Source organism: Brevibacillus sp. NRS-1366, from assembly GCF_050467985.1.
Window position 1 is genome coordinate 41,642 of the sequence record NZ_JBITPN010000040.1, and the last position, 11,655, is coordinate 53,296.

At 49.9% G+C, this 11,655-nt stretch carries 16 protein-coding genes; 14 read left to right on the plus strand and 2 right to left on the minus strand.

Annotated features, from left to right (window positions below):
- Positions 1–21 precede the first annotated feature (21 nt).
- The 10 genes from ACIFQN_RS26040 (at position 22) to ACIFQN_RS26085 (ending at position 8,193) form a co-directional block, all read left to right on the plus strand.
- On the plus strand, positions 22–462 hold the full coding sequence (locus ACIFQN_RS26040) for a hypothetical protein (RefSeq protein ID WP_429835946.1): 441 nt from the start codon (positions 22–24) through the stop codon (positions 460–462).
- A 2-nt stretch (positions 463–464) separates the two neighbouring features.
- Positions 465–1,664: an alanine racemase gene (alr, locus tag ACIFQN_RS26045; RefSeq protein ID WP_429835947.1), complete on the plus strand. Its 1,200-nt coding sequence runs from the start codon at positions 465–467 to the stop codon at positions 1,662–1,664.
- A gap of 260 nt (positions 1,665–1,924) precedes the next feature.
- Complete coding sequence (locus tag ACIFQN_RS26050) at positions 1,925–2,224, plus strand: CopG family ribbon-helix-helix protein (protein ID WP_429835948.1); 300 nt, start codon at positions 1,925–1,927, stop codon at positions 2,222–2,224.
- 3 nt (positions 2,225–2,227) lie between these two features.
- Positions 2,228–2,578, plus strand: a complete 351-nt coding sequence (locus tag ACIFQN_RS26055) for a type II toxin-antitoxin system PemK/MazF family toxin (RefSeq protein WP_005830205.1) — start codon at positions 2,228–2,230, stop codon at positions 2,576–2,578.
- A gap of 384 nt (positions 2,579–2,962) precedes the next feature.
- Positions 2,963–3,322, plus strand: coding sequence for an anti-sigma regulatory factor (locus tag ACIFQN_RS26060; RefSeq protein ID WP_429835978.1), 360 nt, complete (start codon positions 2,963–2,965; stop codon positions 3,320–3,322).
- Positions 3,316–4,359: a PP2C family protein-serine/threonine phosphatase gene (locus ACIFQN_RS26065; protein WP_429835949.1), complete on the plus strand. Its 1,044-nt coding sequence runs from the start codon at positions 3,316–3,318 to the stop codon at positions 4,357–4,359. The genes ACIFQN_RS26060 and ACIFQN_RS26065 overlap by 7 nt, the downstream gene beginning before the upstream one ends.
- Entirely contained in the window at positions 4,343–4,669 is a 327-nt protein-coding gene (locus tag ACIFQN_RS26070) for an anti-sigma factor antagonist (RefSeq protein ID WP_429835950.1), read from the plus strand. Before ACIFQN_RS26065 ends, ACIFQN_RS26070 begins: the two co-directional genes overlap by 17 nt.
- Positions 4,669–5,163, plus strand: coding sequence for an anti-sigma B factor RsbW (gene rsbW, locus ACIFQN_RS26075; protein ID WP_429835951.1), 495 nt, complete (start codon positions 4,669–4,671; stop codon positions 5,161–5,163). The genes ACIFQN_RS26070 and rsbW overlap by 1 nt, the downstream gene beginning before the upstream one ends.
- Positions 5,132–5,920, plus strand: a complete 789-nt coding sequence (sigB, locus tag ACIFQN_RS26080) for an RNA polymerase sigma factor SigB (RefSeq protein WP_429835952.1) — start codon at positions 5,132–5,134, stop codon at positions 5,918–5,920. Before rsbW ends, sigB begins: the two co-directional genes overlap by 32 nt.
- Before the next feature lie 110 nt (positions 5,921–6,030).
- Positions 6,031–8,193, plus strand: a complete 2,163-nt coding sequence (locus ACIFQN_RS26085) for a Tex family protein (protein ID WP_429835953.1) — start codon at positions 6,031–6,033, stop codon at positions 8,191–8,193.
- Between the two features lie 45 nt (positions 8,194–8,238).
- On the opposite strand, the gene cmpA is transcribed toward ACIFQN_RS26085, so the two are convergent.
- Positions 8,239–8,361 (minus strand): cortex morphogenetic protein CmpA, encoded by a 123-nt coding sequence (gene cmpA / locus ACIFQN_RS26090; RefSeq protein WP_003389777.1) that lies wholly within the window; start codon positions 8,359–8,361, stop codon positions 8,239–8,241.
- A gap of 78 nt (positions 8,362–8,439) precedes the next feature.
- Positions 8,440–8,775: a hydrolase/acyltransferase gene (locus ACIFQN_RS26095; RefSeq protein ID WP_429835954.1), complete on the minus strand. Its 336-nt coding sequence runs from the start codon at positions 8,773–8,775 to the stop codon at positions 8,440–8,442.
- Positions 8,776–8,882: 107 nt separating this feature from the next.
- Between ACIFQN_RS26095 and ACIFQN_RS26100 the strand changes: the two genes are divergently transcribed.
- The 4 genes from ACIFQN_RS26100 to tsaB all read left to right on the plus strand — a co-directional run bounded on the left by ACIFQN_RS26100 (position 8,883) and on the right by tsaB (position 11,652).
- Positions 8,883–9,356, plus strand: a complete 474-nt coding sequence (locus tag ACIFQN_RS26100; RefSeq protein ID WP_429835955.1) for a SprT family protein — start codon at positions 8,883–8,885, stop codon at positions 9,354–9,356.
- 83 nt (positions 9,357–9,439) lie between these two features.
- The gene (gene thiL, locus ACIFQN_RS26105) at positions 9,440–10,462 is read left to right on the plus strand and encodes a thiamine-phosphate kinase (RefSeq protein WP_429835956.1); all 1,023 of its coding nucleotides are present in this window, start codon (positions 9,440–9,442) and stop codon (positions 10,460–10,462) included.
- Positions 10,463–10,478: 16 nt separating this feature from the next.
- A complete protein-coding gene (tsaE, locus tag ACIFQN_RS26110; RefSeq protein WP_429835957.1) occupies positions 10,479–10,949 on the plus strand; it encodes a tRNA (adenosine(37)-N6)-threonylcarbamoyltransferase complex ATPase subunit type 1 TsaE in 471 nt (156 codons plus the stop codon).
- Positions 10,930–11,652 carry a tRNA (adenosine(37)-N6)-threonylcarbamoyltransferase complex dimerization subunit type 1 TsaB gene (tsaB, locus tag ACIFQN_RS26115; protein WP_429835958.1) on the plus strand — a complete coding sequence of 241 codons (723 nt, stop codon included), beginning with the start codon at positions 10,930–10,932 and terminating at the stop codon, positions 11,650–11,652. Before tsaE ends, tsaB begins: the two co-directional genes overlap by 20 nt.
- The last annotated feature ends 3 nt before the right edge of the window (positions 11,653–11,655 follow it).

Below are 11,655 nucleotides of genomic sequence, written 5' to 3' on the forward strand. Positions count from 1 at the left end.
TATTGAGGTGGCATGCTTTACATGAAAAAACCGACTACCGATGTTTTGTATCAGGAAGAATCCACGTACAAGGACATGCTTTTGCGTAAAACATGGAGAATGCGCATTAGCGAGACAATTGCCTTTGTATTGGGTATGATGATTCTTGCGCAGATTCTTCCAAGCAATAACACGGCGTTCAAGGTGCTTGCCTTTGCTATTGCGATTGCTGTCGTTGGTCTGGCACCATTTTTGTACAAGTCGACTTTACGCCCGATGTACAAGCTGACGAAAACCCATTTGATTATCACGATGTCTGGGAAAGAAACCAGCTATCCGTTGTCGGAGGTAGAGCAGATTGCCGAAGGGCGTCATTTTTACAGACTAGCGGGCAAGAAAGAATCGTTGATGGTTTCAAGGGAGTTCCTCAGCCATTTGAATGAGCGCTTGTTTTACTATAAAAAAGGGAACAAGAGGAGATAAGAATGAAACCGTTTTGTCGTGACACTTGGGTTGAGGTTGATTTGGACGCCATCCGGACCAATGTCGAGACCTTCCGAAGCCACTTGCCAAAAAGCACAGGCATTATGGCAGTGGTGAAGGCAGATGGATACGGCCATGGAGCTGTCCATGTGGGTAAAGAAGCACTGGCCAGTGGAGCGAATTCGCTCGCGGTAGCTATGCTGGATGAAGCAATCATACTGCGGGAGGCAGGGATTGAGGCCCCGATCCTGGTTCTCGGGTACACACCTGCCGAGTCGGTAGAGATCGCCAGCAGGCTGCGTGTAGAATTGACCGCTTACAATAGCGACTGGATGATCCACGCCAATGAATTTTTGCAACAGGCTGGTCTAGAAGCTGTCGGTGTTCATATAAAAACCGATACAGGGATGGGCAGGCTGGGGGTTCGGACGTCAGAAGAATTGATGCGGGTAGTCTCCACGCTCGAAGCTTCTCCCAAGCTGACCTGGACTGGCATTTTCACTCACTTTGCTTGTGCAGATGAACCAGACACCACCCATGCGCGACGACAACACGAAACGTTTCAAGCCTTTTTGCAGGATTTGCGTCATGCAGGCAAAAAGCTGCCCATGATTCACTGCTGCAATACGGCTGCTGCGATTGCTTTTCCCGAATGGGGGTATGATAGCATCCGTTTGGGCATAGGTTTATACGGATTGTATCCTTCGCCATACATGAAAGAGCGTGCGGATGTATCGCTTGTTCCGGCCCTTTCGTTAAAAACCAGGATTGCTCATGTGAAAACGGCTACTGAACCTTTCACGGTAAGCTATGGTGCGACATATTGCGCCCAGCCTGGTGAACAGGTAGCGACACTTCCGATCGGGTATGCAGATGGTTTTTCGCGTCTGTTGTCCAATCGTGGGGAGGCCCTGTACAATGGTACACGTGTGCCCATTGTCGGCAGGGTCTGCATGGATCAAGTGATGGTACGGCTGGAGCCGGGAGCGGGGCAGGTCAATGACGAGATTGTCCTGTACGGAAAACAGGGTGATGAGGAAATCTCGTTGGATGAGGTAGCGGCACTGATTGGAACTATTAATTATGAGGTGCCGTGCATGCTGAATTACCGCATTCCTCGCGTCTACTTTCAGAGTGGAGAAGAGGTCGGAGTTTTTCACCCGCTTACGATGAAGCATGCTCCTCTGGAAAGATGTAAATAACTAGCAATAAAAAAAGGCAGGAATTCGAACAGGAAGCGCGAATACTAGTTAAGCGCAAAACAGGCTATTTCTGAGAAAAACGTCTCGGTGTTTTTCATGAAAGGTAGATGTGACTGCTTGGCGGTCTACAAAACGGTCATGACCGTTTTGCTTGAGAGCGTACGGACAGGTATATTTTTGCAATGGTTTCGACATAATGGTATTGTTCATACTGATGGTTTCTATCTGTAGAACAATCGTAGCGGATGGAAGTTACGGTCATGGTTGGAGGTGGATTTGTCTTGTCGAAGTCAAACACGAAACGCATCATGATCAGTTTGCCACAACACTTGCTTCAAGAAGTGGATGGCGTCATTGAAAAGGAAAAATCCAATCGCAGCGAGTTCATTCGCCAGGCGATGCATTTGTATTTGAAGGAGCGCAAGAAACGCACGATCCGTGAGACGATGCAAAAAGGCTACATGGAAATGGCTAAGATCAATCTGAAAATGGCATCGGAGGCTTTTGGCGCTGAAGAAGAGGCTGACCATACTCTTGTCCGCTTAGTTAGCGGGGTGTGACCAATGATTGTCAAACGCGGCGATGTTTTTTTCGCGGACCTGTCACCGGTCGTTGGTTCTGAGCAAGGAGGCGTGCGGCCTGTTTTAGTCATTCAAAACGACATTGGAAATCGATTTAGTCCGACGGTCATCGTCGCAGCCATCACGGCGCAGATACAAAAGGCAAAATTGCCTACGCATGTTGAGATTGACGCAAAAACATATGGATTTGATCGTGACTCCGTCATTCTGTTGGAACAAATTCGAACCATTGACAAACAACGGCTGACCGATAAGATAACCCATCTTGATGATGAGATGATGGATCGGGTCAATGAATCCCTGCAAATCAGTTTGGGACTTATTGATTTTTAAAAATGGATCATGCCTTTGGAGAGGAAAAGCCACTTGAGTGAAACAAGTGGTTTTTTTGCATTGAGGGCAGGGAATTGCTGCGACAATAGCGAATTGATTCGAGGAGAATTATAGACAAAATGTGACACGATTTGCTTTATATTCCGAGGTGGAGAAAAATCTCTCTTCGGATTCATGTATAACGGCGCAGGAGACTAGCTACTTAAAGTGGGGGAGACGAATGCACCTCCTTACAAGCTCACTTATGTACCAGTGAGTAGTTGATATCTACCTACCAAGTGAGGGCGGAAGGGGTTTTTTTGATTGTGGCAGTGCTGTTACCCTGAGACAATCAACATTGAAAAAGAGACGGACATTGTGGCAGCAAGACAAGTGGGCCGAAACATGTCGAGACAGCTTGGCTTTGGCACAATCATGCAGTCCCGAATCGCCACCTCCATTTCAGAATTGGCTCGCAATATTTATTTGTACGCAGGCGTGGGAACGATCACCATATCACCAGTTGAGCACAACGGAAATGTTGGCTTGCAGCTGACAGCGGTTGATGCTGGACCAGGGATCCATGATATCCGAAAGGCTTTAGAAGACGGTTACTCTACTTCCGGCGCGCTCGGAGCAGGGCTGCCCGGGGTCAGACGCATGATGGATGAGTTCGATATCCAGAGCTCTCCGTCAGAAGGCACCCGCGTCGTCGTCGTGAAGTGGCGCAACCAACCAGAGGAAGGTGGAGAAGGGAAATGGTAGCCCGGGGCTTAGAAGAAGAGTACGTGAAAATTCTTCGGGATTACCTGAGTGGCCAAGGGGAAGACCAGCTTTACGGAGCGCAGCAGTTAGGGAAATGGCTTCTATCACGAGAGATATCGCCAGAAGAACTAACTGACTTGCACGGCAGAGCACTGGAAAAACTGGGGGAGGTACCAGAGTTTGTGCGTGCTTCGTTCTCCATTCTGACCGAAGTCATGATTGAATACGGAATTGAGCACAGGTCTGTGAATAGCTGGAAAAGCAGGCACCAGCAGATGGAGTCGGAAATTGCCGTGGCATCCGCGATGCAGCAGACCTTATTGCCACGCGAAATTCCCGTATATCCGAGTGTGGATATTGGCTTGGTCAGCGTTGCAGCCAACCAAATTTCCGGCGACTTCTACAATTTTATCTCCCACGACGACCAGCGATTTTCCCTCACCATTGCCGACATCACGGGTAAAGGTATACCGGCAGCGATGTGCATGTCCATGGTCAAATACGCGATGGACAGTCTGGGAGAAATCATGCTGGGGCCAGACGATATGCTTCGTCACCTAAACCGGGTCGTAGAACGCAACATTGATCCCAGCATGTTTGTCACCATGCTGCTCGGCAGTTACGATACGAATACTCATCGCTTTCGCTATGCAGTAGCAGGGCATGAACCGGGGTTTCTTTACCGGGCGAAAACAGGCCGGTTTTACGACCTCGAAGGTCAAGGTGCGGCTCTGGGGCTATGTCCAGATACCCAATACGAAGAACAGGAAATACAACTAGAGAAAGACGATGTTCTGATTCTTCTGACTGATGGTGTAACGGAACGTAAAATTAACCGATGCTACTTGCAAAGGGATGAGCTTGTATCCTATTTGCAGGCAGAGGTAGGCGGATCAGCGCAGCAATTGGCAGATGCTCTCTACAGTAAACTGCTCCTGCTTTCCCGGTTTGAACTGCCAGATGATTACACCATGATCGTACTACGAAGAAACGAAAGCATTGCTGGGAGGGAGGCTAAGGATGGATCTGACAATTGAAACAATCCAAAATGAAAAAGAGCATCAAGTAACATTGTGTGGAGATATTGACGCTTTTACAGGAATGAAAGTAAAAGAAACACTGATGTCCCTTGTCAATCAGCCAGACACGGCCTTGATAACCGTCAATTTGGAAGCGGTAGAGTATATGGATAGTACAGGAATAGGAATTTTCATCGCAGTCATGAAAGCGTGCAAGCAGTCGGCTTGTACCCTTGAGGTAACAAAGTTGTCCCCTCGCGTGGAAAGGCTGTTTCGCATTACTGGTTTATACGAACATATTGCCATCCGCAAAGGAGAGAGCGAGTAATGGGTCAAAATGGACCTAAGGCAGACGTGATTGGGTTGACCTTTCCTAGCCAGACGGAGTATCTCGGTGTGGCTCGTCTGACAGTATCCGGTGTAGCGAATCGCATGGGTTTTTCCTACGAAGAGATTGAAGACATCAAGCTGGCGGTGGGAGAAGCCTGCACCAATGCTGTGAAACATGCCTATAGGAGAGATGATGAGCCCGGCGCAATCCACATGGCGTGCCAGGTATATCCGGATCGCTTGGTCATTGTAATAACCGATCAGGGAGTGGGTTTTACGGGGGAGTTTATGCCCGAGCTGCTGACTCCTCTCTATTCCGGGAGGGACATTGACGATCTAGAAGAGGGGGGACTGGGTCTCTATCTGATTCACACGCTTATGGATGAAGTTGTGATTCGTTCTGACTCCGGTGTGGCAATTTCCATGATCAAGTACGTTCGGCGAGATGGGGTGGCTGGCGATGACTGGACAATCTCGAAAACAGAAGTATAGCGCGGAGGAGTTAAAGGAACTTACCCACCAATATTGGCAAACCGGGCAAACACACCTGCAGGAACAATTGGTGAGGGCCTACACTCCTCTGGTAGAGACATTGGCCAAAAAATTTGTCCGTGGGCAAATCATGCACGAGGATCTGGTTCAAGTAGGGATGATTGGCCTTCTTGCTTCACTGCGCCGATTTGATCCTTCCTTTGAAAGGAGCTTCGAAAGCTTTGCCATACCTACCATCGTGGGAGAAATCAAACGTTATATTCGGGACAAGACATGGAGTGTCCATGTTCCGAGGAGAGTAAAAGAGCTCAGTCCAAAAATCAAGCGCGTCGTCGATGAATTGACGACACAACTGCAAAGATCGCCGCAAATTTCCGATATTGCCCATCGCTTGGGTGTGACAGAAGAAGCGGTTTTGGAGACACTGGAGATGGGGCGAAGTTACCACTCGCTTTCCATGGATAGTGAATTGGAAGCTGACAATGATGGACATACGATTACGCTGCTCGACCTGGTCGGCTCGCCGGAAGTCGGATACGATCAAGTAGAACAACACATGATGCTGGACCGTGCCTTGACTGTACTGGACAAGCGTGAAAAAGAAATCATCCATTTAACTTTTTACCAAAACTTGAGCCAGAAGCAGGCAGGCGATGTAATGGGGATGTCTCAGATGCATATTTCCAGGCTCCAGCGCAGGGCATTGGTGAAGCTGCGCGAGGCGTTGCGAGTAGAACATCTGGAAACGGTAACGTGAGGAGAGCTAGGAGAGGTGTCTGCAGGCACCTTTTTTTCTTTTCCCTTTTCCAGACCTTGCTAGCAAATATGGTACAATAAACGGCGAAGTACGAGCGCAGGAGGAAATGTATGGAGCTAACGTTGATGATCCAGACAATCGCCCAGGATACGGGTGTTAAACCTCATCAAGCGGAACGCACGATTGCTCTCTTGGATGAGGGGAATACCGTCCCTTTTATTGCCCGTTATCGAAAAGAGATGACCGGTCAACTGGATGAAACACAAATTCGAGCCATTGAAGAGCGCGTTCGTTATTTGCGCAACCTGTCAGTACGCAAAGAGGAAGTAGTACGTCTCATCGAGGAACAAGGAAAGCTGACAGAAGAACTGAAACAGACAATCGAACGTGCGACGAAATTACAGGAAGTAGAAGACCTTTACCGTCCCTATCGCCAAAAACGGCGTACAAGAGCCACGATGGCAAAGGAAAAAGGCTTGGAGCCGCTGGCGAATTACCTGCTTAGCTTGCCGAAAACAGGAGATCCCGAAGCAGTAGCACAGGAATATGTGAATCCGGAAAAAGGAGTCGAAACGGTAGAACAAGCCTTGCAAGGAGCGATGGATATCGTGGCCGAGCAGCTCTCCGACGACCCGGATATTCGCCAATGGGTACGCGAGCGCACCATGCAAAAGGGATTGCTCGTGTCCGAACAAAAAGCGGAAGAAGCCGACGAAAAAAATGTCTATCAAATGTATTATGCATACAGTGAACCGTTGAAAAAAGTAGTGCCGCATAGAGTTCTGGCGATCAATCGAGGAGAGAGCGAGGGTATCCTCAAGGTAGCGGTGGAAGCTCCTGTGCCGGAAATACTCGCATGGATAGAAAGACGGGTCATTGCTCGCGAGACTGTCGTGCGATCTTTCCTGAATTCGACTGTAGAGGACGCTTATAAACGCCTGATTGCGCCGTCCATCGAAAGGGAAGTACGCGCAGAGCTGACAGAAGTAGCCGAAGAGCGTGCCATCCACATTTTCTCGGAGAACCTCCGCAACCTGCTGCTCCAACCGCCAGTAAAGGGTAAAGTAGTATTGGGAGTAGACCCGGCATTCCGGACAGGCTGCAAGCTTGCTGTGGTGGATGAAACAGGCAAGCTCCTAGAGGTAGCAGTCGTTTATCCGACCCCGCCGGCAAACAAGGTGGCAGAGGCGTCAGCCAAGGTCAAACAGATGATTGCTGCCTATGACGTTACGGTCGTCGCAATCGGTAACGGAACGGCGTCAAGGGAGACAGAGCAGTTTATTGCCACACTATTGAAGGAACTAAAGCAGGACGTGATGTACATCATCGTCAATGAAGCAGGCGCATCTGTTTATTCAGCTTCTGCACTCGCCAAGGAAGAGTTTCCTGATCTGGATGTGGCGGAAAGAAGTGCGGCGTCGATTGCTCGCCGCTTGCAGGACCCACTGGCTGAATTGGTCAAAATTGATCCGAAATCAGTAGGGGTAGGCCAATACCAGCACGATGTCTCCCAGTCCAGACTGGCAGACAGCCTGCAGTTTGTCGTCGAATCGGCGGTTAACCACGTTGGTGTCGACGTCAATACGGCCTCGTCTTCCCTTTTGCAATATGTGTCGGGTATCAGTCGTCAGGTGGCGGGTAATATTGTGAAAAAGCGGGAAGAGGTCGGCAAGTTTTCTTCGCGTTCTCAGCTAAAGGAAGTACCTCGTCTCGGAGCTAAAACGTATGAGCAATGCATCGGTTTCCTGCGTATTGGCGATGGAACCAATCCTCTGGACAAGACACCGATTCACCCGGAGTCATACGATGCCACCCACAAGCTGCTGCAGATGATCGGCATTGCGCCAGAGCAGATTGGCAGCGAGCAGTGCAAAGAGCGTCTGCAGGCTCTGGATGTGGCTGCAACGGCAGGACAACTAGGGGTTGGGGAGCCGACTCTTCTGGACATCGTGGAGAGCTTGCTGCGCCCAGGGCGCGATCCTCGCGATGAGCTTCCTAAGCCACTCTTGCGAAGTGATGTACTCCAATTGTCTGACCTCAGTGTGGGGATGAAGCTGCAAGGGACGGTACGAAACGTCGTAGACTTCGGTGCATTTGTGGACATTGGTTTGAAAAATGACGGTCTGGTGCACATTTCTCGCTTGAAAAAAGGCTTTGTCAAACATCCGCTTGATGTGGTCACAGTAGGCGATATTGTAGACGTCTGGGTAGTGGAGATTGATGAGAAGCGCCAACGTGTCGGAATGACGATGATTGCCCCAACGGAAGCATAATCGTCAAAACATGAATTTGAACACAACAAAAAGGCGGCCTCCCTGTTACTGTGGACGGCCGCCATGTTTTTCCCAATATAGGAACCAACAACTGTTCAACAAACGAATTTGCCGAACATCCTTCCCAATGAAGGCACGCTGCAATTGCCTACGCATCCATTGTGGCATGAAGGTACCTCCTGGAGTTATTCGTCTATAGGCAATGTATGCAAAGGACGAACAAGAGGTACCTATTTTACAAAAAACTTACTCTTCCTCGGTCAAAAACTCCAGTTGTGCCTGCAAGGCACGAATCTCTGTCAACAGGGAGATGAGCGGATACTCGCTCTCCTGCAAGGAGGCGAAGCGGCGCTCTAGCTGACTTACGTAGTCAAGCCCCTCCACGATGGACAGCTCACTTCCCAGTAGTTCAAGATCGGAGCATTCAGCCAGGACAGTTGGAAGTTCAGGTCGGTCCGAAATTGTCAATTTGTCAATTTCCTTATGTAGTCTCTTGAAAAGAGCAATCAATTGGTACATATGCGATTCGGGCAGCGCGACAAAATTCAGCCCAGCGCTTTCTTGCAACATCAAATAGCGCATAAACTCCTCCACCATTCTACTTTTCTTCCACCCAGTGTAGCCTATCTGTCTGGCACTTTTCAACAAGAACTGCTATCGTGAGAGGGTAGAGAAGCGGAGGAGATGAGATGACCGATCAGGAATTGCAAATACTGGTTGAGGAGATTTCCAGCCAATTTTTTGCCACCCCCTTTCGCCATCAGGCCCGCTTTAACAGCAGATTGCGTACAACGGGCGGACGATACTTACTTCGCTCGCACGACATCGAGCTCAATCCTCGCCATCTAAAGGAGCACGGGCTGGAAGAATTGACTGCGATCATTAAGCATGAGCTTTGCCATTATCATCTGCATCTGGCAAAGCGGGGATACCGTCACGCTGATCGTGATTTTCAAGTTTTGCTTAAACAGGTCGGAGGAAGTCGATACTGTCAGCAAGTAGGCAACGGTCGGACGAGCTTGCCGTATCGCTATGAGCTTGTTTGCCGGGAATGTGGCATGAGCTACAAGCGCAAACGCAAAATGAATCCAGCGAAATACCGTTGTGGACGCTGCAGTGGAAAGCTGGCGCTGCGGGAAATAAAAGAGATACTCGAGCCCTGAGGTACCGTATGCCGGGGCTTTCTTGCACGTCTTTTGAAAGCAGAGGTATAATGAACTCACTATGCGATAAAGGAGCGTTTGAGGTGGCACATGATGAATTTTCCCTGATCCGGCAATGGACGAGTCGTTCGAACGGACAGGAAGGAGACGGCTTGACCGTCGGGCTCGGGGATGATGCCGCCGTTTTTACGCCAGCACCGGAGATGGAAGTGGTGGCTTGCTGCGATGCCATGGTGGAAACCATCCATTTTTTAAAGAAAACAATGAATCCGAGCGATATCGGTTATAAGGCTGTTATGAGCAACGTGAGCGATGTGGCTGCAATGGGTGGGTACGCTCGCTACGCCCTTGTCAGTATCGCAGTCCCTCCACAGTGGACGCCAAAGGAATGTCAACAGATCTACGATGGCATTTATCATGCCTGTGAGTTGTATGGTGTGCGTGTAATCGGCGGAGATACCGTTTCTGCTCCTGATGCCTTGCATTTGTCAGTGACTGTGCTCGGGGAAGTGGAAAAAGGCAGGGCGATTCGTCGCTCACAGGCAGCAGTCGGGCAGATCGTATTTGTGACCGGGCACGTAGGCAGTTCGGCAGCGGGACTTCACCTGCTCTTGCAGCAACAGGACGCAGGAAGCATACCGCCTGAGTGGAGAGAGCTGGCGTGTGCTCACCAACGTCCGCAGGCTCAAGTCATGGCAGGCAGGCTGCTTTTGGCATCGAAGGCTTGCAGTTCGTTAAATGATGTGAGTGATGGTCTGGCATCGGAACTGTGGGAGATCGCAGAAGCCAGTCAGGTGGCAATTACCGTTGATCCACAGCAAATTCCTATCAGGGAAGATGTTCGCGCCTATGCTTCGCACATAAACAAGGACCCTTTGGATTGGGCTTTTTACGGAGGGGAAGATTACCAACTCGTCGGCACATTGGAAGCAAGCCGTGTCGACGAGGTAGCGAAGCAGTTTGCTGCAAATGACATTCCGTTTTCAGTAATTGGTCGGGTAGAGGCACAAGCACAAGCCAAAGTGCCATCCCTTTCCCTTTTGCGGGAAGGAGTGCAAATTCCACTGCCCAAAGCAGGTTTTAATCATTTCGGGCAGCGTGGGTGAGGAGTGGAACAATAACATGGCATATACTTGGAAGCTCGCAGGGACATCACAAACACAGCGTTTTGCAGAGCGTTTGGCAAAGCAGCTGCAGCCAGGCGACTTTTTGGCGCTGGAAGGCGATTTGGGTGCTGGCAAGACCACGTTCACCCAAGGATTGGGACGAGGACTGGGCATCTCCCAAGTGGTGAACAGTCCGACATTCACCATCATAAAAGAATATCAGGGGCGTATGCCGTTATACCATATGGATGTTTATCGGGTGGGCGATGATGCTGATTCGCTCGGGCTCGACGATTACTTTTTTGGCGAGGGAGTCTGCGTGGTCGAATGGGCTTCCTTAATTGAGGACGTGCTTCCCGAGGAACGGCTGACTGTTTTTTTGCGAACAGAAGGAGCAGAAGAACGTACAATCGAGCTGGTGCCACAAGGAGCACGCTATGTGAATATGTGTGAGGAGTTTGATTTTGATGCGTGTACTGGCGATTGATACGTCCAATCTGGTATTAAGTGTAGCTGTTGTTGAGGAAAACCGGGTCCTCGCAGAGATGACAACGAATCAGCAAAAAAACCATTCGATCCGTCTCATGGATTGTGTCAATGAACTGCTGGACGCCACAGGGACTTCGCCAGAGATGCTGAGTGGATTGGGCGTAGCCAATGGCCCTGGTTCCTATACCGGTGTAAGGATCGGAGTGGCTTCGGCGAAGAGCATGGCGTGGTCCCTCAGCATTCCGGTTATTGGGATTTCCAGCTTGCAAGTAGTTGCCATGAATGCACTCGGATTCCCGGGAATGATCGTGCCGTTGTTTGATGCGCGTAGAGGTCAGGTTTATACGGGGTGTTACCGGACAGAGGACATGGAGTCTGTCCGAGCGTGTGAAAACGAAAAAATAATTCTGCTACAGGAATGGCTGCCACATCTTCGTGACCAGGCAGAGGGAGAGCCTATCTTGTTTCTGGGGGAAGACGTTCGGATTCATCGGGCGTCAATTGTACAGGAGCTGGGTGAGCAGGCGCGTTTTGCCTCTCCCGCTTCCAATCATCCGCGTGCCGCTCACATTGGATTCCTGGCGATGAAGAAGCTGCAAGATGGCGGGAATGCGCATGAATTGGTCCCTGAATATCTTCAATTGGCAGAGGCAGAAGCGAAGTGGCTTGCCCAAAAGCAGGGGGCTTTTGTAAAGGAGTAATCA